The 25,239-nt window shown below is 61.4% G+C and carries 23 protein-coding genes and 1 tRNA gene; 23 read left to right on the top strand and 1 reads right to left on the bottom strand.

Translation table 11 applies throughout. The features are described 5' to 3' along the window. Window positions 1-10 precede the first annotated feature (10 nt). Window positions 11-2,743, bottom strand: a complete 2,733-nt coding sequence (gene mutS, locus ACPWR9_RS14665) for a DNA mismatch repair protein MutS (RefSeq protein WP_426298699.1) — start codon at window positions 2,741-2,743, stop codon at window positions 11-13. Window positions 2,744-3,033: 290 nt separating this feature from the next. Here mutS and ACPWR9_RS14660 point away from each other — a divergent pair, with 290 nt between their 5' ends. From ACPWR9_RS14660 to ACPWR9_RS14550, 23 genes are all read left to right on the top strand, one after another. Further along, window positions 3,034-5,007 (top strand): diguanylate cyclase domain-containing protein, encoded by a 1,974-nt coding sequence (locus tag ACPWR9_RS14660; RefSeq protein ID WP_426298697.1) that lies wholly within the window; start codon window positions 3,034-3,036, stop codon window positions 5,005-5,007. Window positions 5,008-5,345: 338 nt separating this feature from the next. Then, window positions 5,346-5,717, top strand: a complete 372-nt coding sequence (locus tag ACPWR9_RS14655; RefSeq protein WP_426298695.1) for a response regulator transcription factor — start codon at window positions 5,346-5,348, stop codon at window positions 5,715-5,717. A 394-nt stretch (window positions 5,718-6,111) separates the two neighbouring features. Then, window positions 6,112-7,116, top strand: coding sequence for an NAD(P)H-quinone oxidoreductase (locus tag ACPWR9_RS14650; RefSeq protein WP_426298693.1), 1,005 nt, complete (start codon window positions 6,112-6,114; stop codon window positions 7,114-7,116). Window positions 7,117-7,292: 176 nt separating this feature from the next. After that, window positions 7,293-8,060, top strand: a complete 768-nt coding sequence (gene tpiA, locus ACPWR9_RS14645) for a triose-phosphate isomerase (protein ID WP_426299364.1) — start codon at window positions 7,293-7,295, stop codon at window positions 8,058-8,060. An 89-nt stretch (window positions 8,061-8,149) separates the two neighbouring features. Beyond that, a complete protein-coding gene (secG, locus tag ACPWR9_RS14640; protein WP_426298691.1) occupies window positions 8,150-8,518 on the top strand; it encodes a preprotein translocase subunit SecG in 369 nt (122 codons plus the stop codon). Window positions 8,519-8,660: 142 nt separating this feature from the next. Continuing rightward, window positions 8,661-8,745 (top strand) — tRNA-Leu (locus ACPWR9_RS14635). A gap of 130 nt (window positions 8,746-8,875) precedes the next feature. Further along, complete coding sequence (locus ACPWR9_RS14630) at window positions 8,876-9,235, top strand: NADH-quinone oxidoreductase subunit A (RefSeq protein WP_058379371.1); 360 nt, start codon at window positions 8,876-8,878, stop codon at window positions 9,233-9,235. A 46-nt stretch (window positions 9,236-9,281) separates the two neighbouring features. Then, window positions 9,282-9,761: a NuoB/complex I 20 kDa subunit family protein gene (locus ACPWR9_RS14625; protein WP_010807413.1), complete on the top strand. Its 480-nt coding sequence runs from the start codon at window positions 9,282-9,284 to the stop codon at window positions 9,759-9,761. Between the two features lie 11 nt (window positions 9,762-9,772). Next, a complete protein-coding gene (locus ACPWR9_RS14620) occupies window positions 9,773-10,372 on the top strand; it encodes an NADH-quinone oxidoreductase subunit C (RefSeq protein WP_150678750.1) in 600 nt (199 codons plus the stop codon). A gap of 9 nt (window positions 10,373-10,381) precedes the next feature. Next, window positions 10,382-11,635, top strand: coding sequence for an NADH-quinone oxidoreductase subunit D (locus ACPWR9_RS14615; protein ID WP_150678749.1), 1,254 nt, complete (start codon window positions 10,382-10,384; stop codon window positions 11,633-11,635). A 175-nt stretch (window positions 11,636-11,810) separates the two neighbouring features. Continuing rightward, window positions 11,811-12,311: an NADH-quinone oxidoreductase subunit NuoE gene (gene nuoE, locus ACPWR9_RS14610; RefSeq protein ID WP_150678748.1), complete on the top strand. Its 501-nt coding sequence runs from the start codon at window positions 11,811-11,813 to the stop codon at window positions 12,309-12,311. Continuing rightward, window positions 12,308-13,600, top strand: a complete 1,293-nt coding sequence (nuoF, locus tag ACPWR9_RS14605; protein WP_426298689.1) for an NADH-quinone oxidoreductase subunit NuoF — start codon at window positions 12,308-12,310, stop codon at window positions 13,598-13,600. Before nuoE ends, nuoF begins: the two co-directional genes overlap by 4 nt. Before the next feature lie 29 nt (window positions 13,601-13,629). Next, window positions 13,630-15,942 carry an NADH-quinone oxidoreductase subunit NuoG gene (gene nuoG / locus ACPWR9_RS14600; RefSeq protein WP_426298687.1) on the top strand — a complete coding sequence of 771 codons (2,313 nt, stop codon included), beginning with the start codon at window positions 13,630-13,632 and terminating at the stop codon, window positions 15,940-15,942. Next, on the top strand, window positions 15,943-17,007 hold the full coding sequence (gene nuoH, locus ACPWR9_RS14595) for an NADH-quinone oxidoreductase subunit NuoH (RefSeq protein ID WP_058379365.1): 1,065 nt from the start codon (window positions 15,943-15,945) through the stop codon (window positions 17,005-17,007). A gap of 23 nt (window positions 17,008-17,030) precedes the next feature. Beyond that, window positions 17,031-17,522, top strand: coding sequence for an NADH-quinone oxidoreductase subunit NuoI (nuoI, locus tag ACPWR9_RS14590; RefSeq protein WP_039399235.1), 492 nt, complete (start codon window positions 17,031-17,033; stop codon window positions 17,520-17,522). Between the two features lie 78 nt (window positions 17,523-17,600). Next, window positions 17,601-18,236, top strand: coding sequence for an NADH-quinone oxidoreductase subunit J (locus tag ACPWR9_RS14585; RefSeq protein ID WP_426298685.1), 636 nt, complete (start codon window positions 17,601-17,603; stop codon window positions 18,234-18,236). Window positions 18,237-18,245: 9 nt separating this feature from the next. Then, window positions 18,246-18,557, top strand: coding sequence for an NADH-quinone oxidoreductase subunit NuoK (nuoK, locus tag ACPWR9_RS14580; RefSeq protein ID WP_023596640.1), 312 nt, complete (start codon window positions 18,246-18,248; stop codon window positions 18,555-18,557). 17 nt (window positions 18,558-18,574) lie between these two features. Next, window positions 18,575-20,623 (top strand): NADH-quinone oxidoreductase subunit L, encoded by a 2,049-nt coding sequence (nuoL, locus tag ACPWR9_RS14575; protein WP_150678744.1) that lies wholly within the window; start codon window positions 18,575-18,577, stop codon window positions 20,621-20,623. An 18-nt stretch (window positions 20,624-20,641) separates the two neighbouring features. Then, the gene (locus ACPWR9_RS14570) at window positions 20,642-22,123 is read left to right on the top strand and encodes an NADH-quinone oxidoreductase subunit M (RefSeq protein ID WP_150678743.1); all 1,482 of its coding nucleotides are present in this window, start codon (window positions 20,642-20,644) and stop codon (window positions 22,121-22,123) included. Window positions 22,124-22,143: 20 nt separating this feature from the next. Beyond that, a complete protein-coding gene (gene nuoN, locus ACPWR9_RS14565; protein ID WP_150678742.1) occupies window positions 22,144-23,613 on the top strand; it encodes an NADH-quinone oxidoreductase subunit NuoN in 1,470 nt (489 codons plus the stop codon). A gap of 114 nt (window positions 23,614-23,727) precedes the next feature. After that, window positions 23,728-24,039: a DUF2818 family protein gene (locus tag ACPWR9_RS14560; RefSeq protein WP_150678741.1), complete on the top strand. Its 312-nt coding sequence runs from the start codon at window positions 23,728-23,730 to the stop codon at window positions 24,037-24,039. Window positions 24,040-24,135: 96 nt separating this feature from the next. Further along, window positions 24,136-24,729 carry an NUDIX domain-containing protein gene (locus tag ACPWR9_RS14555; protein WP_426298683.1) on the top strand — a complete coding sequence of 198 codons (594 nt, stop codon included), beginning with the start codon at window positions 24,136-24,138 and terminating at the stop codon, window positions 24,727-24,729. Between the two features lie 19 nt (window positions 24,730-24,748). Further along, window positions 24,749-25,237, top strand: coding sequence for a DUF1178 family protein (locus ACPWR9_RS14550; RefSeq protein ID WP_426298681.1), 489 nt, complete (start codon window positions 24,749-24,751; stop codon window positions 25,235-25,237). The last annotated feature ends 2 nt before the right edge of the window (window positions 25,238-25,239 follow it).

Genomic DNA, 25,239 nt, shown 5'->3' with positions numbered 1-25,239 from the left:
TCGTCGCCTATCAGTTCGATGTGCGACCGGAAAGCAGGCCGCGCAGCTCGTACAACAGATCGAGCGCTTCACGCGGGCGCAGATCGTCGGGGTCGATGTCGGCCAGGCGCGCCAGCGCGGCTTCAGCCGCCGGATCGAGCGCGGGAGCCGCAGCGTGCTGCGTGCTTTGACGTCCGTGCGAATCGGTTTCATCGCCCTCGTCGTGCTCGCTGTCCAGGTCGTTCTCGACGACCGCGCGCGGTGCGAACAAATCAAGTTGCGGTGCCGCCGGATCGAGTGCTTGCTGTTCGAGCAATGCGAGATGCTTGCGCGCCGCGCGAATCACCGGCATCGGCACGCCCGCGAGTTGCGCGACTTGAAGGCCGTAGCTCTGGCTGGCGGGGCCATCTTGAACCGCGTGCAGGAACACGATGCCTTCACCGTGTTCGACCGCCGACAGATGCACGTTCGCGCATTGCGGGAATTCGTCGGGTAGTTGCGTCAACTCGAAGTAGTGCGTAGCGAACAGCGTGTACGAGCGGTTGTGACCGAGCAGATGGCGCGCGATGGCCCACGCGAGCGCGAGACCGTCGAACGTCGACGTGCCGCGCCCGATTTCGTCCATCAGCACGAGACTCTGATCGGTGGCCGTGTGCAGAATCGCGGCCGATTCGGTCATCTCCACCATGAACGTGGAACGTCCGCCAGCAAGATCGTCCGACGCGCCGATACGCGTGAAGATCGCGTCGAGCGGCCCGAGTCGCACGGCTTCTGCGGGCACATAACAACCCACATAGGCGAGCAGTGCAATGAGTGCCGTCTGACGCATGAACGTCGACTTACCGCCCATGTTCGGGCCCGTGATGAGCAGCAGGCGGCGGGCGTCTCCAAGCGAGCAGTCGTTCGCGATGAAGCGCTCGACCTGCTGTTCGACTACCGGATGGCGGCCGCCGCGGATGTCGACGACACGTTCGGCAATCAGCTCGGGTTTGACCCAGCCCAGCGTTTCGGCGCGCTCGGCGAGGGAGGCGAGCACGTCGAGTTGTGCCAGCGCCTGCGCAATTCGCTTGAACTCGGCGATGTGCGGCAGCAGTTGCTGCAACAGCGCTTCGTAAAGGAATTTCTCGCGCGCGAGTGAGCGCTCTTGCGCCGACAGCGCCTTGTCTTCGAAGGTCTTCAGTTCCGGCGTGATGTAGCGCTCGGCATTCTTGAGCGTCTGACGGCGGCGGTAGTCGTCGGGCACCTTGTCGGTCTGGCCGCGCGTGACTTCGATATAGAAGCCATGCACTTTGTTGAACTCGACGCGCAGGTTGTTGATGCCGGTGCGCGCACGCTCACGTGCTTCGAGATCCACCAGAAACTGGCCGCAGTTCTCCGAGATGTCGCGCAGTTCGTCGAGATCGGCATCGTGACCGCGCGCGATGACGCCCCCATCGCGCAACATGGCGGCCGGTTCTTCCGCGATAGCGCTCGTGAGCAGCGCGAGCGACGCGTCGGGAATGGCCAGGTCTTCATGCAGCATGGCGAGCAACGGCGAGCGTTCTTCGACCGCGCGCAGCGTGACATGCAACTCAGGCAAGCGGCGCATCGCGTCGCGCAGACTCGACAGGTCACGCGGGCGCGCCGTGAGTAGTGCGAGACGAGCCGTAATGCGCTCGACGTCGGCCACGTGACGCAACTCGCCAGAGAGGGCGCGCCACGCGCCGGGGCCTTCGAGCAGCGTCGCGATGGCTTGCTGGCGCGCTTGCGGCACTTGCTGATCGCGCATCGGATGATGCAGCCAGTGGCGCATGAGGCGGCTGCCCATCGTGGTGCCGCAGGTGTCGAGCAGCGAGAGCAGGGTGGGCGATTCGGTGCCGCGCAGCGTCTCGGTCAGTTCGAGGTTGCGCCGGGTGGCCGCGTCGAGGCCAATATAGGCGGCTTCTCGTTCTACGTTCAGATTTTGCACATGGCGCAGCGATTGGCCTTGCGTGGCTGCGGCGTATTGCAGCAACGCACCTGCTGCACCGAGCGCGGGATTCAGCCCATCGCAACCGAACGCCGTGAGGCTCGCCACGCCAAGCTGATCGCGCAGGCGCTGAGTGCCGGCCGCGGTATCGAAGTGCCAGTCCGGCACGCGGGTGGTGGTGCCGAGCGACAGGCCTGCGAAAGTCTCGGCGGCGCTGTCGGGCACGAGCGTCTCGGCCGGGCGAATGCGTTCGAGTTCACGGGTGAGTTTGTCGGCGGCCACTTCCATCAGGCGCAACTCGCCGCTGGCGAGCGACAACCACGCCAGCCCGGCCACGCGCTCGCTCGCGCGCCGCGCATTGGCGGGGGCGGGCATCTGCACGGCCAGCAGGTATTGATCGAGTTTGTCGCTGAGCAGGGCAGCATCGGTAAGCGTGCCCGGCGTGACGATGCGCACGACCTTGCGCTCGACAGGGCCCTTGGACGTCGCCGGGTCGCCAATCTGTTCGCAAATGGCGACCGATTCGCCGAGCTTCACCAGCTTGCCGAGATATTGCTCCACGGCGTGATGCGGCACGCCCGCCATGCGAATCGGCTGCCCGCCCGACTGGCCGCGCGCGGTCAGCGTCAGGTCGAGCAGACGCGCCGCTTTGGCCGCGTCGTCGTGAAACAGCTCGTAGAAATCGCCCATGCGATAGAAGACAAGCATGTTCGGATGCTCGGCCTTGATGCGGCTGTACTGCTGCATCATCGGCGTCATCGCTGGCGCGGGCGCGGCAGCGGGGGCAGGAGTGGCTTGAACTTGGGTGCTCGTCATGAAAGAAAAATCGGGTCGATGCGACTGAATTCGGGGTCAGGCTGGGGCGATGCGCCAGCGTTAGGCACACCACACGGCGCACCATTCTGGCGCGTTGGATGCGCAATTTTACGACGGGTTCGCGCTCGCACGTGGCGATCAGACTCTCAATGTCTTCTTTGGGCGTCGATGAGACTGTTACACGAAGGCAACGAATTTCTCTCAAGTTTCCCAAAACCGTGCCGTTTCGGGTGGTAAGCTCTCGCAAAAAATTACCAGAAGCAAGACAAGCTACTCTCGCACGGGTCGGTATGGTGAAGACGTTGAAGGGACGGGTTGCGGCCACGACGGCGCTCGTCTCGATGATATTGATCGTCGGCGTTGCCGTCGGCATTGAATTTTTCGTCTACGGAGAGTTGCGAAGCTCATTGCAGGCCCAGCTCGACAATCAGGTCAAGCTCGTGGCCGATCAGCTCGACGACAAAGTGCGCGCGAAGTATCTCGCGTTGCATCGCATATCCCGTCACCTCGGCAATCCGTACGAGATGACGCCCGCGCAGCTCGACGCGTTCGCCAATGCCTCGGTGTCGATGCCCGAAACGTTCAATACCTTGTTCGTGGCCGCGCCCGACGGCCGCTTGATCTACGACTCGACGTTTCCCGCCGCCCCGATCAACATCGCGGACCGCGACTACTTCAAGGCGCTGATCGGTGGCGCCCCGCAGGCGATCTCTGGTTTGATCGCGGGCAAAATCACGCGCTCGCCGGGCGTGGTGCTTGCCGTTCCCGTGCGCGATGCCAACGGGCGGCTCACGGCCGTGGTGGGCGGCGCGGTCAATTTGTTGCGGCAAAACTTCATCGTCGATCTGGCGAGTAACGCGGTGGGTGACACTGGCCGCTATTGCCTGATTACGAACGAAACACCGGCCCGCTACGTGATTCAGGCTGACGTCACCAAGATTCTCAGTGCCGTTGGCCCTACGCAAACGCTGTGCGGCGTGCGTGACGCGGGCGCTAACGAACTCGTGCATATGCATCCACTCGTGGCGCGCACGACCATGGCGACGACCGGGTGGTCGCTCGTCGCCGTGCTGCCGGGCGCCGAAGCTTTCGATCCGCTCGCGCGTGTGCGCCGGCGCGTAGTGATGCTGGCCATTGGGGCCATTGCCATTGCGGCGCTTGTCATGTGGTGGGTGGCACGCCGGATGCTGCGCCCGGTCGATACCTTGCGCGAACTCGTGGAGCGAAGTGCGAGCGACCTGCGGGCGATTCAGTCGTTGCCGGTGCAACGCGCCGACGAGATCGGCGCGCTCGCGAACGCCTTCCGCGAAATGATGGAGCGGCTGGGCGATCGCACCGACGCGCTGGAGTCGTCGCGCGAAGCGGCACGCGCCAATGTGCGCCGCATGCAGGAAATTGCCGACCGAGTCCCGTTTTTGGTGGCGTTTCTCGATGGCGAGGAACGCTTCGCCTTCGTGAATCGGGCGTGCGAAGTTCGGTTGCGCCGCTCGCGTGAACAAATTCTCGGGGCGACAGCGCAAGAATTACTCGGCGCATTGCTCTACCGCGAGTTCGCGCCGTATCTTGCGCGCGCCTATGCGGGCGAGGCGGCCACGTTCGTCTGGGATTTCGGCGAGAACAACGAGTACCGCTGCTTCGAGGTGAGCTATCAGCCGGAGTGGACGGCCAACGATGTGCTCGTGGGCGTGCACGTTTTCGTGCGCGATATCACCATCGAGCGCTCGAACGAACGACGCTGGCGGCGCGAGTCGCACACCGATCACCTGACCGGGCTGCTCAATCGCAAGGGCTTCGATCAGGCGCTGGCGGCGACGGTGCGCCGAGCGCGCGAGGGGGCAGGGGCGCAGGCGCTGTTGTTCGTCGATCTCGACCGGTTCAAGCTCGTCAATGACACGTGGGGGCACGCACTCGGTGACGAACTGCTCCGGCGGTTGGCCAAGCGGCTGGTCGCTTGCGTGCGCGAGAGCGACGACATTGCGCGCTTCGGCGGCGACGAGTTTGCACTCATCATGCGTGACATCCACGACATACGCGACGTCGAGCGCGCTGCGAAGGCGGTGCTCGAAGTGGCCTCGCGTCCGATGGCACTCTCGGTGGGCGATGTGGGAGTGGGTGCTTGCGTCGGCGTGGCGATGGTGGCTTGCGGCGAGGACAAGACGCCGGACATGCTCTTTCAGGAGGCCGACCGCGCGCTCTACGAAGCGAAGCACGGCGGTCGCGGGCGCTTCATGTTCAGTGATGGTGCATCGGTGCGCTCGCTCTGAGTCGGCGGCAAAGTCATTCGGAATTCACACGGTATTCGTACGGCGCGTGCATTGAATTTGCACCGATGTTGGGAGCGCGCAGTGCGCCTTCCGATGTCTCACCGATCACGGTAAGTCAGCGCTCACCGGGGAGGTGAGTCGCCGTGCGAGTTGTCTCTGTCATCCCTTTGTCTTGTCGCGCACGGCGTTAGTCGCGGCCAATCGATACCGCAGTTGCGATCAGCTTCGCTGTAGTTACGAACATAAATTGTCTGACGCACAATGGGCGACGCCATCCGTTTGTAGCGGACTGCGACAGACGGTCCGGGCGTGGGGAAGTGATCGACCAGGAGGCAAGCATGAAACTCGAGGGCGGACGAAGCCGGGTAGTCACGCGGGCGGCTTCTGACGCAGGGTGGCGCGAAGCGGGGTCGCGCCGTGAACCGCCGCGGACATCGCATCGCAGACCGCGCACGCGGCCAGACGCGGATGCCAACGGGAACGAGACAAGACACGAGAGCCTGTCCGTTCGCGAAAACGAAGTGTTTCACATGTTGGTCGACGGCTTGGCCGTCAATGAAGTGGCTCACGCGCTGCACCTGAGTGAGCGCACAGTCACGTCACATGTCATGCAAATTCTGCACAAACTCGCGCTCGGAGATTGCGCAGAACTGATCGGCTACGCCGTGCGGCACGGGCTGGTCGATGAAGGGACGGAGGGCGCTGCCTGAGCCGTTGTCGGCACCCGTCGACCTGCACCCGTCGACAATATGGAGTGCGCCGGCGTATCGAAGTTGTGACGGTACGCGAGCGCGCCATTCGGAGCTAACCCGGCGCGTTGCAAACGATCTTCGCGATCGTCTGCGACGCGCCAGTCACACCTGAGCTAAGCGTATCCGCCGCGCGTCATCTGGCGAACCACGCTGCTCGTCTCCCATCTTCCTCGCTGAACTTGCGCGCACACTCGTTCGTCGCTGCATCCGCCTCGTCTCGAATACTGCTGAGCGTATGGCGTCGTCCGACGCGAAGTTGCCGTCGGTGATAAGGTACCGGCTCGAACCTATTTGACTGATGGTGCGTGGCCGCTCACAGCGGCGCGCACCGGCACTTACCAAGGACAGACACATGAAGGCCATCGAGATCACGCAATACGGCGCCCCTGAAGTGCTCAAGTTGACCGAGCGCGCCAAACCCGAACTCAAGCCGGGTGAGGTGCTCATCAAGGTGAAGGCGTCGGGCGTGAACCGTCCCGACGTGCTGCAACGTATTGGCCAGTACCCGGTGCCGCCGGGTGCCTCCGATCTTCCCGGTCTCGAAGTGGCTGGCGAGATCGTCGAAGGCTCGCTCGATGGCGCCGACAATCGCTGGGGCCTGAAGATTGGCTCGCGCGTCTGCGCCTTGGTTCAGGGCGGCGGGTACGCCGAGTACTGCGCCGCACCGCTCGCACAGTGCCTGCCGGTGCCGGAAGGGTTGTCCGATGTGGAGGCCGCATCCCTGCCGGAAACGTTCTTCACCGTGTGGAGCAACGTGTTTGATCGCGCACATTTGGGCGACACCGAGGCGGGCGAGAAAGAAACCCTGCTCGTGCAGGGTGGCACTAGCGGCATTGGCGTGACGGCGATTCAACTGGGCGTGGCGCTGGGCCACCGCGTGTTTGCGACCGCAGGTTCCGACGACAAGGCGCGCGCCTGCGAGGCGCTCGGGGCCGAGCGCGGTATCAATTACAAGACGGAAGACTTTGTCGCCGTCACGAAAGAACTCACCAAGGACCGCGGCGTCGACGTGGTGCTCGACATGGTAGGCGGCGATTATTTGCCGCGCGAAGTGCAGGCATTGGCGTTCGACGGCCGCATCGCGATCATCGCGCTGCTCGGCGGCAGCAAGGCCACGCTCGACATGGGCGCGCTGCTGCGTCGTCGCCTGACGGTCACCGGTTCGACGCTGCGTCCGCGCTCTGTGGCCTTTAAGGCTGCGATTGCGCAAAAGCTGCACGAAAAGGTCTGGCCGTTGTTCGCCGCAGGTAAGATTCGCCCGGTCATTTACCAGACGTTCCCGGCCGAGCAGGCGGACAAGGCGCATGCCCTGATGGAAACCAGCACCCACGTCGGCAAGATCGTACTGACCTGGTAAGCCAAGCAGGTGGGGCGGGTGAAATTCGCGTGAAAGCCCCATTTCATGCGGATTTTCTCGCTCGTCATCCGGCGAAATTGACCCCCATAGCCCAGACGCACTAGAATGAGAGGTTTTTCGTCTATAAGCATGGGGGAGAAGGCGTGACATCTGCTATCGCAGCTTCGGCTCGCACTATCAGCCGTAAGGCTGGCAAGCTCGTCGTGGGCAATTGGAAACTGCACGGCAGTCTGGCCGGCAATGAGGCCCTGTTGGGTGGTCTGCTGGCTTCGCCGGTGCTGAGTGCGCCGGGCGTCACCGCCGCGGTGTGCGTGCCGTTCCCCTATCTCGCGCAATGCCAGGCGCGCCTCTCGGGGCAGGCGCTGGGTTATGGCGCGCAAGAGGTATCCGCGCATGTGAACGGTGCGTTCACGGGTGAAGTGGCCGCACCGATGATTGCCGAGTTCGGCGCGCAGTTCGTGATCGTGGGGCACTCGGAGCGTCGCCAGTACCATGGCGAGACGGACGCGGGTGTGGCTGCCAAGACGCTGCGCGTGCTCGACGCTGGTATGACGCCGATCGTTTGCGTTGGCGAGACGCTCGCCGAGCGCGAGGCGGGCGACACGACGGCTGTGGTGACGCGTCAACTCGAAACGGTGCTGGCGGCACTGACGCTCGAACAAGCGGTGAAGATTGTTGTGGCTTACGAGCCGGTCTGGGCGATCGGCACCGGCAAGACGGCAACATCGGCCGAGGCGCAGGAAGTGCATGCGCATTTGCGCACGCTGCTGCGCGCGAAGGGCGAGGCCGCAGCGGATGTGGCGGTGTTGTACGGCGGCAGTGTGAAGCCGGACAATGCGGTCGAACTGTTTGCGATGCCCGACGTCGATGGTGGTCTGATCGGCGGCGCGGCGTTGAAAGCTGCTGATTTTCTGGCGATTTGCGAGGCGGGTTTGCCGCGCTAATGCCGGTGCCATTTTGTAATGGCACGAAATAGTCATGATGCGTCGCAGCAATTGCGACGCAAAACAGATTCTTCTATACGGGTGATGAGATGGGGTTGTTTAAGACGTTTTTGGTCGTGGTGCAGGTGCTTTCCGCGCTGGGCATCATCGGTCTGGTGTTGTTGCAGCATGGTAAGGGTGCCGACATGGGCGCGGCATTCGGCAGCGGTTCGTCGGGCAGCCTGTTCGGTGCTTCGGGTTCCGCCAACTTCCTGTCGCGCACGACGGGTGCTTTGGCTGCCGTGTTCTTCGTGACGACGCTGGGCCTCACGTACATGGGTTCGTACAAGCCGAAGGCAAATATCGGTGTCCTTGGTAATTTGCCCGCAGCGACCGCGCCGGTCGCGGCTTCGGCAGCAGGTGCATCGAGCGTTCCGGCACCGGCTTCGGTGGCGAATCCGCAAGACGTGCCCAAGTAATTAGCAAGTCGTTTGTGACAAGTAATAAGCTGTAAAGAAAATCGAAAAAAATTCGATTTGTGCATTGAACAAAATGCCGAAGGGCGCTACTATAGCGGTCTTGAAGCGATTCGTAAGTGACAGCGGATTGCAGACTATGAATGCCGACGTGGTGAAATTGGTAGACACGCTATCTTGAGGGGGTAGTGGCGAAAGCTGTGCGAGTTCGAGTCTCGCCGTCGGCACCACAGTTCTACGATGCCAGCCTTGCGTTTATGCTTTGGCTGGCATTTTATTTTGTGCTCACCGTTCATCCGCTTTCCGGTCCCCACACCATCGACGAGAGCGGTTCTTTGAACTAACCGAAAGAGGGTAGAGTTGAACCTCGGAACCTATTATCCCGTCCTGCTGTTTCTTCTGGTAGGTGGCGGTCTTGGGGCGGTACTGATTGGCGTCGGTAAATTCCTCGGCCCCAACAAACCCGACAGCGAAAAACTCTCTCCGTACGAGTGTGGCTTCGAAGCATTCGAAGACGCGCGCATGAAGTTCGATGTGCGCTACTATCTCGTCGCCATCCTTTTCATCCTGTTCGATCTCGAAACGGCATTCCTGTTTCCGTGGGGCGTAGCTCTGCGCGATATCGGCTGGGTGGGCTTTATCTCCATGATGGGTTTCCTGCTTGAACTGCTGATCGGTTTCGTGTTCCTGTGGAAGCGCGGTGCGCTCGACTGGGAATAAGGCCGACGATTGACAGCAGCATTGCAGAAGGATTCAGGGTAAGCATATGAGCATCGAAGGGGTTTTGCGCGAAGGGTTCGTCACCACCACGGCTGACAAACTCATCAATTGGACGCGCACGGGTTCGCTGTGGCCGATGACGTTCGGTCTCGCTTGTTGTGCCGTCGAAATGATGCACGCGGGCGCAGCGCGTTACGATCTTGACCGGTTTGGCGTGGTGTTTCGCCCGAGCCCGCGTCAGTCGGACGTGATGATCGTCGCCGGCACGCTGTGTAACAAGATGGCGCCTGCGCTGCGTAAGGTCTACGACCAAATGGCCGAGCCGCGCTGGGTGATCTCGATGGGGTCGTGCGCCAACGGCGGCGGCTACTATCACTATTCGTATTCGGTGGTGCGCGGTTGCGATCGCATCGTGCCGGTCGACGTCTACGTGCCGGGCTGTCCGCCGACGGCCGAGGCGCTGGTCTACGGCATCATCCAGTTGCAGTCAAAGATCAAGCGGACTGCGACGATCGCTCGCAAATAACGCCACCGCCCATGTCTACACTAGAAAAACTCAAGACCACCCTGCAAAACGTGCTTGGCACCCGTGCCGAGCAGTTGGTGGAAGCCCTTGACGAACTCACGTTGACGGTCAAGGCGAGCGACTATCTCGAAGTGGCGCGCACGCTGCGCGATCACCCCGAGCTCAAGTTCGAACAGCTGATGGACGTTGCCGGCCTGGATTACTCGGCCTACGGCGACGGCGCCTACGACGGCCCGCGTTACGCTGCTGTCTCGCATCTCCTCTCGATCTCGTTCAACTGGCGTCTGCGCGTGCGCGTGTTCGCGACGGACGACGACCTGCCGGTCGTGGCCTCGCTGATCGACGTGTGGAGCTCGGCGAACTGGTTCGAGCGCGAAGCTTTCGATCTGGTCGGCATCGTGTTCGAAGGCCATCCGGATCTGCGCCGCATTCTGACGGACTACGGTTTCATCGGTCACCCGTTCCGCAAGGACTTCCCGACGTCGGGTTACGTCGAGATGCGTTACGACCCCGAGCAGAAGCGCGTGATCTATCAACCGGTGACGATCGAGCCGCGCGAAATTACGCCGCGCATCATCCGCGAAGAGCATTACGCCGGTCTGAAACATTAAGGTGGCCTTGTGGCAGACATCAAGAACTACACACTGAACTTCGGTCCGCAGCACCCGGCAGCGCACGGCGTGCTGCGCCTGGTGCTCGAGCTGGACGGCGAAGTGATCCAGCGCGCCGATCCGCACATCGGCCTGCTGCACCGCGCGACCGAAAAGCTCGCCGAGTCGAAGACGTTCCTGCAATCCGTGCCGTACATGGATCGTCTGGACTACGTCTCGATGATGTGCAACGAGCACGCGTACGTGATGGCGATCGAAAAGCTGATCGGCGTCGATGTGCCGATTCGCGCACAATACATCCGCGTGATGTTCGACGAAATCACGCGGATTCTGAATCACTTGATGTGGATTGGTTCCCACGCACTCGACGTGGGCGCGATGGCGGTGTTCCTGTACGCCTTCCGTGAGCGCGAAGACCTGTTCGACGTGTACGAAGCCGTCTCGGGTGCACGCATGCACGCGGCTTACTACCGTCCGGGCGGCGTGTACCGCGATCTGCCGGACACGATGCCGCAGTACCGCGCATCGAAGTTCCACAACGAACGTGCCATCAAGAAGATGAACGAAGCGCGCGAAGGTTCGCTGCTCGACTTCATCGAAGATTTCGCGATTCGCTTCCCGAAGTGCGTCGACGAGTACGAAACGCTGCTCACCGACAACCGGATCTGGAAACAGCGTCTGGTCGGTATCGGTGTGGTGTCGCCGGAGCGTGCATTGCAGCTCGGCTTCTCGGGCGCGATGTTGCGTGGTTCGGGCATTGCCTGGGACTTGCGCAAGAAGCAGCCGTACGAAGTGTACGACCGCCTCGAGTTCGATATCCCGGTGGGCAAGGAAGGCGATTGCTACGACCGCTATCTGGTGCGCGTGGAAGAAATGCGCCAGTCGGCGAGTCTGGTGCGTCAATGCGTGAAGTGGCTGCGTGAGAATCCGGGTCCGGTGATCACGGATAACCACAAGGTGGCACCGCCGTCGCGCGTTGAAATGAAGTCGAACATGGAAGAGCTGATTCACCACTTCAAGCTCTTCACCGAAGGCTTCCACGTGCCGGCCGGCGAGACGTATGCCGCGATCGAGCACCCGAAGGGCGAGTTCGGCATCTATCTGGTGTCGGACGGCGCTAACAAGCCGTACCGCTTGAAGATTCGTGCGCCGGGCTTTGCCCACCTTTCTGCGCTCGACGAGATGGCCAAGGGTCACATGATTGCCGATGCTGTGGCGATCATCGGTACCCAGGACATCGTGTTCGGCGAGATCGATCGCTAAACGCGCAGCGGGCGCCCCCGGGGGCGCCCGCCGGTTTTATTTCGGCAGGGTTTCGCAGGTCGATACCGTTGCCGTTCCTAGTTGCCGTGCCTGTGAGTCGCAGGCGACCGAGATGATCGGTTCGCCAGTGCTGGCACGAGCGGGGATAACGTTTTAGAGAACAGTCGGATCGGAAATGCTTTCTCCCGAAGCCCTGAAGAAAATCGACCGTGCCGTTGCCAAATACCCTGCCGACCAGAAACAGTCGGCGGTGATGCACGCACTTGCCGTAGCGCAGGTCGAGAAAGGCTGGTTGTCGCCCGAAGTGATGCAATTCGTGGCGGACTACCTCGAGATGCCCGCAGTCGCGGTGCAAGAGGTCGCAACCTTCTACACCATGTTCAACACGAGCCCGGTGGGCAAGTTCAAGTTGACCGTGTGCACGAACCTGCCTTGCCAGCTCACGCGTGGCGAAGAGATGGCGAAGTACCTGAAGGAAAAGCTGGGTGTCGAATACAACGACATCACGCCTGACGGTCTCTTCACGGTCAAGGAAGGTGAGTGCATGGGCGCTTGCGGCGATGCCCCCGTGATGCTGGTGAACAATCACCGCATGTGCGGCTTCATGAGCGAAGAGAAGGTCGACGCGCTCATCGATGAGCTCAAGGCCAAGGCCGCAGACGGAGAGAAAGCATGACGTCGCTGCACAACCGTCACATCAAACCGCTGATTCTCGCGGGCCTCAACGGCGATAACTGGCATCTGGAAGATTACGTCAAGCGCGGTGGTTACCAGCAGCTCACGCGTATTCTGAAAGAAGGCCTCACGCCCGAGCAGGTGATCGCCGACGTGAAGGCTTCGGGCCTGCGTGGCCGCGGAGGCGCAGGCTTCCCGACCGGTCTGAAGTGGAGCTTCATGCCGCGCGCGTTCCCGGGCCAAAAGTATCTCGTCTGCAATTCGGACGAAGGCGAACCGGGTACGTTCAAGGATCGCGACATCCTGCGCTACAACCCGCACGCTTTGATCGAAGGCATGGCCATCGGCGGTTTCGCCATGGGCATCACGGTCGGCTACAACTACATCCACGGTGAAATCTACGAAGTGTACGAACGCTTCGAAGAGGCGCTGGAAGAAGCGCGCGCCGCCGGGTTCCTGGGCGACAACATTCTCGGCACGGACTTCTCGTTCGAGCTGCACGGTCACCATGGCTATGGTGCGTACATCTGCGGCGAAGAAACCGCGCTGCTCGAATCGCTCGAAGGCAAGAAGGGCCAGCCGCGCTTCAAGCCGCCGTTCCCGGCGAGCTTCGGTCTGTACGGCAAGCCGACCACGATTAACAACACCGAAACGTTCGCCGCCGTGCCGTTCCTGCTGGCGACCGGTCCGCAGCAATACCTGGAAATGGGCAAGCCGAACAACGGCGGCACCAAGATTTTCTCGGTATCGGGCGACGTCGAACTGCCGGGTAACTACGAAGTGCCGCTGGGTACGCCGTTCGGCGAATTGCTCGAACTGGCCGGTGGCATGCGTGGCGGCAAGAAGCTGAAGGCAGTCATTCCGGGTGGTTCGTCCGCCCCGGTGGTGCCCGCTGGTCTGATGATGGAAACGACCATGGACTACGACAGCATCGCCAAGGCTGGCTCGATGCTGGGCTCGGGTGCCGTGATCGTGATGGACGAGACGCGCTGCATGGTGCGCTCGCTGTTGCGTCTGTCGTACTTCTACTACGAAGAATCGTGCGGTCAGTGCACGCCGTGCCGTGAAGGTACTGGCTGGCTGTGGCGCGTGGTCAATCGTATCGAGCATGGCGAGGGCCGCAAGGAAGACCTCGACCTGCTCAACTCGGTGGCCGAGAACATCATGGGCCGTACCATTTGCGCGCTGGGCGATGCCGCAGCGATGCCGGTGCGCGGCATGCTCAAACACTTCTGGGACGAGTTCGCCTACCACGTCGAGCACAAGCATTGCTTGGTCGGCGCTCACTAATCCCTTTTGACGCTTGGCATTGAACCGCTATGGTTGAAATCGAAATTGACGGCCAAAAGGTCGAGGTGCCCGAAGGCAGCATGGTGATCCAGGCTGCCAAGAAGAACGGCACCTATATTCCCCACTTCTGCTATCACAAGAAATTGTCGATCGCAGCGAACTGCCGTATGTGCCTGGTCGAGGTCGAAAAGGCCCCGAAGGCCGTGCCGGCCTGCGCTACGCCTGTCGCCAACGGCATGATCGTGCGCACCAACTCCGAGAAGGCTGTGAAGGCACAGCAATCGGTGATGGAGTTCCTGCTGATCAATCACCCGCTCGACTGCCCGATCTGCGATCAGGGCGGTGAGTGCCAACTTCAGGACTTGGCGGTCGGTTACGGCAAGTCGGCATCGCGCTACCAGGAAGAGAAGCGTGTGGTGTTCCACAAGAATGTGGGCCCGCTGATCTCGATGGAAGAAATGTCGCGTTGCATCCACTGCACGCGCTGCGTGCGCTTCGGTCAGGAAGTGGCCGGGGTGATGGAATTCGGCATGCTGGGCCGAGGTGAGCACTCGGAAATTACGTCGTTCGTCGGCAAGACGGTCGACTCCGAACTGTCCGGCAACATGATCGACCTGTGCCCGGTGGGCGCGCTGACGTCGAAGCCGTTCCGTTACAGCGCCCGTACGTGGGAACTGTCGCGCCGCAAGTCGGTGAGCCCTCACGATGGCGTGGGCGCGAACCTCGTGGTGCAAGTGAAGAACAACAAGGTCATGCGCGTGGTGCCGCTCGAAAACGAAGCGGTCAACGAATGCTGGATCTCGGACAAGGATCGTTTCTCGTACGAAGGTCTGAACAGCGACGAGCGCCTCACCAAGCCGATGCTCAAGCAAGGCGGCGAGTGGCACGAAGTCGACTGGCAGACGGCGCTTGAGTACGTCGGCCACGGCCTGACGGACATCATTCGCGACTTCGGCGCGGACGCCGTTGCCGGTCTGGCCTCGCCGCACGCCACCGTCGAAGAGCTGCACCTGCTGCAAAAGTTCGTGCGCGCACTGGGCAGCGACAACGTCGACTTCCGCCTGCGTCAGACGGACGTGTCGGGCGGTACGAAGGGTGCCCCGTGGCTCGGCCTGCCGATCACGGACCTCGACAAGCTGCAAAGCACGCTGGTCGTCGGATCGTTCCTGCGTAAGGATCATCCGCTGTTTGCCTCGCGTCTGCGTACGGCGGTGAAGGCCGGTGGTCAACTGAACCTGCTGCATGGCTCGGACGACGATCTGCTCGTGAAGCTCGCGAACAAGATCATCGCTGCACCGGGCGCATGGGTGAACGAACTGGCCGGCATCGCCGCGGCGGCTGCCGCTGCCAAGGGCGTTGCCGCACCGGCAGCACTGGCTGGTGTCACCGCCAGCGACGCTGCCAAGGCGATCGCCGCATCGCTGATCAACGGCGAGCGTCGTGCGATTCTGCTGGGCAACGCCGTCGTTCAGCATCCGGAATTCGCTCAACTGCACGCCATCGCGCAAGTGATCGCTGACATCACGGGCGCCACGCTGGGCTTCCTGACCGAAGGCGCCAACACGGTTGGCGGCTACGCAGTGAAGGCCACCAACGCGAAGGGCGCTGCGGCATTGTTCGCGCAACCGCGTCAGGCTTACGTGCTGCTCAACGCCGAACCCGAGTTCGACTCGGCCGACGCGAAGCAAGCACTCACGGCACTGAGCGGCGCGAAGATGGTCGTTTCGCTCTCGCCGTTCAAACACGGTCTCGAATACGCCGACGTGCTGCTGCCGATCGCTCCGTTCACGGAAACGGCGGGTACGTTCGTCAACGCCGAAGGTCTGCCGCAACACTTCAATGGTGTGGTGCGCGCGCTGGGCGAAACGCGTCCGGGCTGGAAGGTGCTGCGCGTGCTGGGCAACCTGCTCAAGCTGCAAGGTTTCGAACAAGACACCGTGGAACAAGTGCGTGCCGAAGCGCTCGCCGGTTTCTCGGCCGCCTCGCTCGACAACCGCGCCACGGCAACGCTGGCTGCGCCGAAGGCGGCGGCACAGGGTCTGCAACGTCTGGCCGATGTGCCGATCTACTCGGCCGACGCGCTGGTGCGCCGCGCGCCGTCGCTGCAACTGACCAACGACGCCAAGGCTTCGCTGCGTGCGACGCTGCCGGCGGCACTGTTCGACAGCCTGGGCCTCGCTGCTGGCGACGCCGTGCGTGTTCGCCAGGGCGATGCTGTGGTCACGCTGCCTGCGGCTCGCTCGGAAACGTTGCCGGCCAACGTGGTGCGCGTCCCGGCTGCCACGCCGGCGTCCGCTGCGCTTGGCGCGATGTTCGGTGAAATTTCGGTGGAGAAGGCGTAAATGAGCCTGAACGAAGTCATCAATCAATACGGCACGCAATTGCTGGGCGTGGCGTGGCCGACGGTGTGGGCGCTGGTGCGCATCCTCGTCGTGGCCGTCATCCTGCTGCTGTGCGTGGCGTACCTGATTCTGTGGGAGCGCAAGCTCATCGGCTGGATGCACGTGCGTCTCGGTCCGAACCGCGTGGGTCCGGCCGGTCTGTTGCAGCCGATCGCCGACGTGTTGAAGCTTCTGCTCAAGGAAGTGATCACGCCGACGCAGGTCAGCAAGGGCATTTACGCCATCGCTCCGGTGATGGCCGTGCTGCCGGCCTTCGCCATCTGGGCGGTGATCCCGTTCCAGCCGGGCGCAGTGCTCGCCGACGTGAACGCCGGTTTGCTGTACGCGATGGCGATTTCGTCGATCGGTGTGTACGGCGTGATTCTGGCCGGTTGGGCATCGAACTCGAAATACGCGTTCCTCGGCGCCATGCGCGCGTCGGCTCAGATGATTTCGTATGAAATCGCGATGGGCTTTGCGCTGGTGTGCGTGCTGATGACGGCTGGCTCGCTGAATCTGTCGGACATCGTGCGCTCGCAAGAGCACGGCATGTTCGCCAGCATGGGCGTGAACCTGTTGTCGTGGAACTGGCTGCCGCTGCTGCCGATGTTCGTCGTGTACTTCGTCTCGGGTATCGCGGAAACGAACCGCCACCCGTTCGACGTGGTGGAAGGCGAATCGGAAATTGTGGCCGGTCACATGATCGAATACTCGGGCATGGGCTTCGCGCTCTTCTTCCTGGCCGAGTACATCAACATGATCATCATCTCGGCGTTGGCCTCGGTGCTGTTCCTGGGTGGCTGGAGTGCGCCGTTCGGCTTCCTGTCGTTCATCCCGGGTGTGTTCTGGCTGGCGTTTAAGGTGTTCCTGCTGCTGTCGGTGTTCATTTGGGTGCGTGCGACGTTCCCGCGCTACCGCTACGACCAGATCATGCGTCTGGGCTGGAAGGTTTTCCTGCCGCTGACGATTGTCTGGGTGATCGTGGTGGGTGTCTGGATCATGTCCCCCTGGAACATCTGGGGCTGAGGCGAACGGAGTAGAGGAATCCCATGGTAAGGGCAATCAAAGACTTTTTCGGCAGTTTCCTGTTGTTGGAACTGCTCAAGGGCATGGCGCTCACAGGGCGCTACACGTTCGCACGTAAGGTGACGGTGCAGTTTCCGGAAGAGAAGACGCCGCTGTCGCCGCGTTTTCGCGGTCTGCATGCACTGCGCCGCTACCCGAACGGCGAAGAACGCTGCATCGCATGCAAGTTGTGCGAAGCGGTGTGCCCGGCAATGGCCATCACGATCGAATCGGACGTGCGTGAAGACAATACGCGTCGTACCACGCGCTATGACATCGATCTGACCAAGTGCATCTTCTGCGGCTTCTGCGAAGAAAGCTGCCCGGTGGACTCGATCGTCGAGACGCACATTCTCGAGTATCACGGCGAGAAGCGTGGCGATCTGTACTTCACCAAAGAGATGTTGCTCGCGGTGGGCGATCGTTACGAAAACGAAATCGCGGCGGCCAAGGCGGCCGATGCGCCGTACCGTTAAAGCGGGGCAGGGCGCGACGCTCGGCGGCGCGCCCGGTGCGGCATTGACGTTGGCTAATTTGGCGACACTCCGGTGATTATGGAATTCACAACCTTACTTTTCTACGTGTTTGCGCTGATCCTCGTGGTCTCGGGTCTGAAGGTCGTGACCTCGCGCAACCCCGTGCAGTCGGCACTGTTCCTGGTGCTGGCATTCTTCAACGCTGCTGCGATCTGGATGCTTCTCGAGGCTGAGTTCCTCGCGATCATGCTGGTGCTCGTGTACGTCGGCGCGGTGATGGTGCTGTTCTTGTTCGTGGTGATGATGATCGACATCAATCTCGACGAACTGCGACGCGGTTTCGGCAAGTTCATTCCGCTGGCGAGCACCGTCGGCGCGATCATGATCGTCGAAGCGGCACTGGTGCTCATGCGCGGCTACGGTGCCACGCGTGCGCCGGTCAAGGCAGTCTCGGCACCTGACGTGCCGAACACCAAGGCCTTGGGCATTGCGCTGTACACCGACTATATCTTTGCCTTCGAAGTGGCAGGTCTGATCCTGCTGGTGGCCGTGGTCGCAGCGATTGCGCTCACGATGCGTACCCGTAAGGACCACAAACAGACCGACCCGAGCAAGCAGGTGCGCGTGAAGAAACACGACCGCGTGCGTCTGGTGTCGATGCCCGCCGAAGCCCGGCAGCAGTCCACCGGCGCCGACACGCCGGCGGCGGAATAAGGAGCCAGCATGATGTCGTTGTCGCTAGCGCATTACCTGGTGTTGGGCGCGATTCTCTTCGCGATCAGCATTACCGGTATTTTCCTCAACCGCAGAAATGTGATCGTGCTGCTGATGGCCATCGAGCTGATGTTGCTCGCGGTCAATCTGAACTTCGTCGCGTTCTCGCATTACCTGGGCGACATTGCCGGTCAGGTATTCGTGTTCTTCATCCTTACGGTGGCCGCCGCAGAAGCTGCGATTGGCCTGGCCATTCTGGTCACGTTGTTCCGTAAGCTCGAAACGGTCAACGTCGAAGATCTCGACCGCCTCAAGGGTTAATAAAAGCGAACGCTGTTATGGCATCCACACTGAATCCCACACTGTTGCTCGCGATCCCGCTGGCGCCGCTGGCCGGGTCCGTGATCGCCGGTCTGTTCGGCAAGCAAGTCGGACGCGCGGGCGCGCACACGGTCACGATCCTTGGCGTGCTGGTCGCGTTTATCCTTTCGGTCATGACGTTCCTCGACGTCATGAACGGCGCGAGCTTCAACGCTACCGTCTACGAATGGGCACGCATCGGCGACCTCAAGCTCGAGATCGGCTTCCTGATCGACACGCTCACCGTCACGATGATGTGCGTGGTCACCTCCGTTTCGCTCATGGTGCACATCTACACCATCGGCTACATGGCGGAAGACCCCGGCTATCAACGTTTCTTCTCGTACATCTCGCTGTTCACGTTCTCGATGTTGATGCTCGTCATGAGCAACAACTTCCTGCAACTGTTCTTCGGCTGGGAAGCGGTGGGCCTGGTCTCGTACCTGCTGATCGGTTTCTGGTACACGCGTCCGACGGCCATCTACGCCAACATGAAGGCGTTCCTGGTCAATCGCGTGGGTGACTTCGGTTTCCTGCTCGGTATCGGTCTGCTGCTGGCCTTCACGGGCACGCTGAACTACAGCGAAGTTTTCGCCAAGGCGAACGATGTCGCGGCCCTGTCGTTCCCGGGCACCGACTGGCGTCTGATTACCGTGGCCTGTATCTGCCTGTTCATCGGCGCCATGGGTAAGTCGGCACAGTTCCCGCTGCACGTCTGGCTGCCCGACTCGATGGAAGGCCCGACCCCGATTTCGGCACTGATCCACGCGGCCACGATGGTGACCGCCGGTATCTTCATGGTGAGCCGCATGTCGCCGCTGTTCGAACTCTCGGACACCGCACTGTCATTCATCACGATCATCGGTGCGATCACGGCGTTGTTCATGGGCTTCCTGGGCATGATCCAGAACGACATCAAGCGAGTCGTGGCCTACTCGACGCTCTCGCAGCTCGGTTACATGACGGTCGCGCTCGGCGTGTCGGCCTACCCGGTCGCTATCTTCCACCTGATGACGCACGCGTTCTTCAAGGCACTGCTGTTCCTCGGTGCCGGCTCGGTCATCATGGGCATGCACCACGATCAGGACATGCGCAACATGGGTGGCCTGTGGAAGTACATGCCGATCACCTGGATCACGTCGCTGCTCGGTTCGCTCGCACTCATCGGTACGCCGTTCTTCGCCGGTTTCTATTCGAAGGACTCGATCATCGAAGCCGTTGCCGCCTCGCATCTGCCGGGTTCGGGCTTCGCGTACTTCGCCGTGGTTGCCAGCGTCTTCGTGACCGCGTTCTACTCGTTCCGTATGTACTTCCTCGTCTTCCACGGCAAGGAGCGTTTCGGTCAGGCACATCATGACCATCACGACGCCCACCACGCGGACGAAGAAGACGATCATGGCGAGCACCACGGTCTGGCCCCGGGCCAGAAGCCGCACGAATCGCCGGCCGTTGTGACGATTCCGCTGATCCTGCTGGCGATTCCGTCGGTGATCATCGGTGCCATCGCGATCGCTCCGATGCTGTTCGGCTCGTTCTTCAAGCAAGGCGTGGCATTCAAGGACGTCATCTTCATCGGCGAGAATCACCCGGCGATGGAAGAACTGGGTCAGGAATTCCACGGCTGGGTCGCCATGGCGCTGCACTCGTTCGGCACGCTGCCGATCGCACTGTCGGCACTGGGTATCTTGCTGGCCGCGTTCTTCTACCTCAAGCGCCCGGATATTCCGGCCGCGTTGAAGAGCCGCTTCTCGGGCATCTACAACCTGCTCGACAACAAGTACTACATGGACAAGATCAATGAAGTGGTCTTCGCCAAGGGCGCGCTGAAGATTGGCCGCGGCCTGTGGAAGGCGGGCGACCAAGGCCTGATCGACGGCGCCGTCGTCAACGGCAGCGCGCGTCTGGTGGGCTGGTTCGCCGGCGTCATCCGCTTCATGCAATCGGGTTACATCTATCACTACGCGTTCGCCATGATCATCGGCATGCTCGGGCTCCTGACGCTGTTTGTGACGTTGAACGGCAAGTAAAAGGGGGAGCCAATAACAATGCAATCGCTACCGCTTCTGAGTCTGGCCATTTGGCTGCCCATTTTGTCGGGGATCGTTGTCCTCGCGGTGGGGAATGACCGTAACCCGACGGGCGCACGCGTGCTGGCGCTCATCGGTTCGCTGGTGAGCTTCCTGGTCACGCTGCCGCTGATCTCGAATTTCGACGCCAACACGTCGGCCTTCCAATACGTCGAAAAGACGAGCTGGATCGCACGCTTTCACATCAACTACTTCCTCGGCATCGACGGTATCTCGTTGTGGCTGGTGGTGCTGACCGCGCTGATCACGGTGATCGTGGTGATCGCGGGCTGGGAAGTGATCACTGAGCGCGTGTCGCAGTACATGGCCGCGTTCCTGATCCTCTCCGGTCTGATGATCGGCGTGTTCTCGGCGCAAGACGGCCTGCTGTTCTACGTGTTCTTCGAAGCCACGCTGATCCCGATGTATTTGATCATCGGTGTGTGGGGTGGTCCGAACCGTGTGTACGCAGCGTTCAAGTTCTTCCTGTACACGCTGCTCGGCTCGCTGTTGATGCTGGTCGCGCTGATTTACCTGTACAACGCAACGGGCTCGTTCACGCTGACCGACTGGTACGCGGCGAAGATTCCGATGAACGTGCAGATACTGTTGTTCGTGGCGTTCTTCATGGCATTCGCGGTGAAGGTGCCGATGTGGCCGGTGCATACCTGGCTGCCGGACGCCCACGTGGAAGCCCCGACCGGCGGTTCGGTCGTGCTGGCCGCGATCATGCTGAAGCTGGGTGCGTACGGTTTCCTGCGCTTCTCGCTGCCGATCGCTCCGGACGCTAGCCACTATCTGTCGGGTTTCATGATCACGCTGGCGCTGATCGCTGTCGTCTACATCGGCCTCGTGGCTCTGGTGCAGACCGACATGAAGAAACTGGTGGCCTATTCGTCGATTGCTCACATGGGCTTCGCGATCCTCGGCTTCTTCATGTTCAGCGAAATCGGCATGCAAGGCGCACTGGTGCAGATGATCTCGCACGGCTTCGTGTCGGGCGCGATGTTCCTGTGTATCGGTGTGCTGTACGACCGCATGCACTCGCGCAACATCGCCGACTACGGCGGTGTGGTGAACACGATGCCGAAGTTTGCCGCGTTCTTCATGTTGTTCGCGATGGCGAACAGCGGTCTGCCGGCGACGTCGGGCTTCGTGGGTGAATTCCTGGTGATTCTGGGCGCCGTGAAGCTGAACTTCTGGGTGGGTCTGCTCGCAGCGACTTCGCTGATTACCGGTGCGGCCTATTCGCTGTGGATGTACAAGCGCGTGATCTTCGGTGCGATTGCCAACGACCACGTGCGCGAGCTGATCGATATCAACAAGCGCGAGTTCTTCATGCTGGCCGTGTTGGCTGCACTCACGCTGTTCATGGGTATCTATCCGAAGCCTTTCACGGACCTGATGCACACCTCCGTGGTTAACCTCCTCGCCCACGTGGCGCAGACCAAGCTGCCGTAATCGGGGAGGAAATCTAGATCATGCAAAACATTAATCTGCTGCCTGCGTTGCCGGAGGCCATCCTGCTGCTCATGATCCTCGTGATCATGATGTGCGACGCGTTCCTCGGCCAAACGCGCAAGCTGAACTACGTGCTGGCACTGATCACGACCGCGGTCGTGTCCGTGCTGTGGGCGTGCAACGCTAGCGATCCGGCGTCGCACTACCTGTTCGGCAATGTGTTCGTTGCCGACCCGATGTCGAACCTGCTCAAGGCCTTCGGCGGTTTGGCGACGTTCATGACGTTCGTCTACGGCCAGAAGTACCTCGAAGCGCGCGGTCTTGCGCGTGGCGACTTCTACATCCTCAGCCTGTTCTCGCTGCTGGGCCTGTCTGTGATGATTTCCGGCAACAACTTCCTGACGCTGTATCTGGGTCTGGAACTGATGTCGCTGTCGCTGTACGCCCTTGCTGCCGTGTGGCGCGATTCGACGAATGCGACCGAGTCGGCCATGAAGTACTACGTGCTGGGTGCGCTCGCTTCGGGCTTCCTGCTGTACGGCATGTCGATGATGTACGGCGCGACCGGCTCGCTCGAACTGGCCAAGGTCTTCGAAGTCATCGCCTCGGGTGCGGTCAACAAGATCGTGCTGGTGTTCGGTGTGGTGTTCATCGTCGCCGGTCTGGCCTTCAAGCTGGGCGCTGCGCCGTTCCACATGTGGGTGCCTGACGTCTATCAAGGCGCACCGACGCCGGTCACGCTGCTCATCGGCGGCGCACCGAAGCTGGGTGCCTTTGCACTGCTGCTGCGTTTGCTCGTCGAAGGCATGCTGCCGCTGGCGATCGACTGGCAACAGATGCTGATCATTCTGGCGGTGCTCTCGCTGGTGATCGGTAACCTGACGGCTATCGTGCAGACCAACGTCAAGCGTCTGCTGGCGTACTCGACGATCTCGCACATGGGCTTCGTGCTGCTGGGCATGCTCTCGGGCGTGGTGGGCGGCAAGATCGACGGTATCGCCGATGCGTACGGTTCGTCGCTGTTCTACAGCGTGATCTACCTGCTGACGACGCTGGGCACGTTCGGTATCGTGCTGCTGCTCTCGCGCAAGGGTTTCGAAGCTGAAAACCTGTCGGATCTGAAGGGTCTGAACCAGCGTAGCCCGTGGTTTGCCTTCGTCATGCTGATGCTGATGTTCTCGCTGGCTGGTATTCCGCCGCTGGCAGGCTTCTATGCGAAGCTGGCCGTGCTGCAAGCTGTCGTGAACGCCGGTATGGTCTGGCTGGCTGTGGTTGCCGTGATCGCGTCGCTGATCGGTGCGTTCTACTACCTGCGTGTCGTGAAGCTGATGTACTTCGACAAGCCGGAAGACAGCAACGCGTTGGAAGGCAGCGGTACGATGCGTCTGGTGCTGTCGCTCAACGGTCTGGTGCTGGTGTATCTGGGCTTGATGCCCGGCCCGCTGATGGACTGGTGCCTGCGCACGATTAAGCTGACTTTGGCAAGCTAACGCTAGCCAGCAAGTCGGAAAGCAAGACGTAAGACGAATGGGGCAGGGCATGCATGGCATGACCGGCCCCTTCTGACGAATAAAGCCAGAATTACGGAGACGAGAACAATGGGCATGACAGCAGGCGGTACACTTGTCATTCTGCTGGCTGTGCTGGGCGCGAACCTGCCGTTCGTGAACCAGCGCCTGTTCGGCATTCTGGCCCGCAAGGCACCGGTGAAGTCGCTATGGCTGCGGTTGCTGGAGATGGTGGTCGCGTACTTCGTGGTCGGCGCGCTCGGTTATCTGATCGAGAAGAGCATCGGCAACGTGTTCGCGCAGGGCTGGGAGTTTTATGCGGTGACGGCGAGTTTGTTCGTCGTGTTCGCGTTTCCGGGGTTCGTCTACCGGTATTTGTGGCGACATCGACCGGCGGCTGCCGCCTGAGATGTTGGCTTCCCGAGACGCCGCCCGCTGGGCGGCGTTTTGTTTTGGATGGTTTTGGATGGTTTTGTAAGATTTTTGTGTGGCCATGGGGGTTTCATGACTCAACGTCAAATTGACGATCAGCACCTTGTAGAGACGCAGATCACGAGCGACACCGTCTACGAGGGCGCATTCCTGACTATCATGCGCGACAACGTGCGTCTGCCCGACGGCAAGACGGCCGTGCGCGAATACACCACGCATCCGGGCGCGGTGATGGTGATTCCGTTGTTCGAAGACGGGCAAGTGCTCATGGAGCGTCAGTACCGCTATCCGCTGCGTCGCGTGATGACGGAACTGCCCGCGGGCAAGCTCGACGAAGCCGAAGGCGGGTTGGCCTGCGGCAAGCGCGAGTTGCTTGAGGAAACCGGTTATCACGCCGAGCGTTGGGATTACCTGACGCGCATCCACCCGGTGATTTCGTATTCGACCGAGTTCATCGATATCTGGCTCGCACGTGACCTGACGCTGGGCGAGCAGAAGCTCGACGACGGGGAGTTTCTCGACGTGTTCAAGATGCCCGCGACCGAGTTGCTGCAATGGGTGCGCGATGGCCGTATCACGGATGTGAAATCGGTTATCGGCGCGTTCTGGCTGGAAAAGGTAATATCCGGCGTCTGGCAGCCGAACGAGCGTTCGCCGCTGCGTTGAACGGTTGGGGTATCGCGTCATGAAGGTTTTTGATTTGCGTTGTGCGCACGAGCACACCTTCGAGGGCTGGTTCGGCTCGGAGGACGATTACCTGTCGCAGCAAGCCCGGGGGCTGGTCGCCTGTCCGGTTTGCGGCGACACGGGCATCGTGCGCGTGCCGTCGGCGCCGCGCCTGAACCTGTCCGGTGCGACGGGACGCGATACCGCATCGAACACGGCGGCCGCCGCACCGGCGGCAAAGCGCGACACGCCACTGCCGCCGGAAGTCGCTGAAGCCCAACGGCAGATCCAATCGCTGTGGATGAAGGCAGTGCGCCACGTCATCGCCAACACGGAAGACGTCGGCAAGAATTTCGCCGAAGAAGCCCGCAAGATTCACTATCAGGAAGCCCCCGAACGCAATATTCGGGGCATCGCCTCGCGCGAAGAAACCGAGGCGCTGGCCGAGGAAGGCATCGACGTCATGGCACTGCCGATGCCCGAAGGGGCGAAGGAAACGCTGCAATAGCG

Source organism: Pandoraea pneumonica, from assembly GCF_049918595.1.
Classification (GTDB): Bacteria; Pseudomonadota; Gammaproteobacteria; order Burkholderiales; family Burkholderiaceae; genus Pandoraea; species Pandoraea pneumonica_A.
The sequence above is the reverse complement of the archived record's forward strand: the minus strand, read 5'-3'. Positions and strand labels throughout refer to the sequence as shown.

What these genes read in the sequence shown, in the direction of transcription:
- mutS (WP_426298699.1), bottom strand. Translation starts at nt 2,743, where the DNA reads ATGACGAGCACCCAAGTTCAAGCCACTCCTGCCCCCGCTGCCGCGCCC.
- ACPWR9_RS14625 (WP_010807413.1), top strand. Translation starts at nt 9,282, where the DNA reads ATGAGCATCGAAGGGGTTTTGCGCGAAGGGTTCGTCACCACCACGGCT.
- ACPWR9_RS14655 (WP_426298695.1), top strand. Translation starts at nt 5,346, where the DNA reads ATGAAACTCGAGGGCGGACGAAGCCGGGTAGTCACGCGGGCGGCTTCT.
- ACPWR9_RS14570 (WP_150678743.1), top strand. Translation starts at nt 20,642, where the DNA reads ATGCAATCGCTACCGCTTCTGAGTCTGGCCATTTGGCTGCCCATTTTG.
- ACPWR9_RS14660 (WP_426298697.1), top strand. Translation starts at nt 3,034, where the DNA reads ATGGTGAAGACGTTGAAGGGACGGGTTGCGGCCACGACGGCGCTCGTC.
- secG (WP_426298691.1), top strand. Translation starts at nt 8,150, where the DNA reads ATGGGGTTGTTTAAGACGTTTTTGGTCGTGGTGCAGGTGCTTTCCGCG.
- ACPWR9_RS14560 (WP_150678741.1), top strand. Translation starts at nt 23,728, where the DNA reads ATGACAGCAGGCGGTACACTTGTCATTCTGCTGGCTGTGCTGGGCGCG.
- nuoF (WP_426298689.1), top strand. Translation starts at nt 12,308, where the DNA reads ATGACGTCGCTGCACAACCGTCACATCAAACCGCTGATTCTCGCGGGC.
- nuoG (WP_426298687.1), top strand. Translation starts at nt 13,630, where the DNA reads ATGGTTGAAATCGAAATTGACGGCCAAAAGGTCGAGGTGCCCGAAGGC.
- ACPWR9_RS14550 (WP_426298681.1), top strand. Translation starts at nt 24,749, where the DNA reads ATGAAGGTTTTTGATTTGCGTTGTGCGCACGAGCACACCTTCGAGGGC.
- nuoN (WP_150678742.1), top strand. Translation starts at nt 22,144, where the DNA reads ATGCAAAACATTAATCTGCTGCCTGCGTTGCCGGAGGCCATCCTGCTG.
- nuoL (WP_150678744.1), top strand. Translation starts at nt 18,575, where the DNA reads ATGGCATCCACACTGAATCCCACACTGTTGCTCGCGATCCCGCTGGCG.
- ACPWR9_RS14555 (WP_426298683.1), top strand. Translation starts at nt 24,136, where the DNA reads ATGACTCAACGTCAAATTGACGATCAGCACCTTGTAGAGACGCAGATC.
- nuoI (WP_039399235.1), top strand. Translation starts at nt 17,031, where the DNA reads ATGGTAAGGGCAATCAAAGACTTTTTCGGCAGTTTCCTGTTGTTGGAA.
- nuoE (WP_150678748.1), top strand. Translation starts at nt 11,811, where the DNA reads ATGCTTTCTCCCGAAGCCCTGAAGAAAATCGACCGTGCCGTTGCCAAA.
- ACPWR9_RS14585 (WP_426298685.1), top strand. Translation starts at nt 17,601, where the DNA reads ATGGAATTCACAACCTTACTTTTCTACGTGTTTGCGCTGATCCTCGTG.
- nuoK (WP_023596640.1), top strand. Translation starts at nt 18,246, where the DNA reads ATGATGTCGTTGTCGCTAGCGCATTACCTGGTGTTGGGCGCGATTCTC.
- ACPWR9_RS14650 (WP_426298693.1), top strand. Translation starts at nt 6,112, where the DNA reads ATGAAGGCCATCGAGATCACGCAATACGGCGCCCCTGAAGTGCTCAAG.
- nuoH (WP_058379365.1), top strand. Translation starts at nt 15,943, where the DNA reads ATGAGCCTGAACGAAGTCATCAATCAATACGGCACGCAATTGCTGGGC.
- ACPWR9_RS14620 (WP_150678750.1), top strand. Translation starts at nt 9,773, where the DNA reads ATGTCTACACTAGAAAAACTCAAGACCACCCTGCAAAACGTGCTTGGC.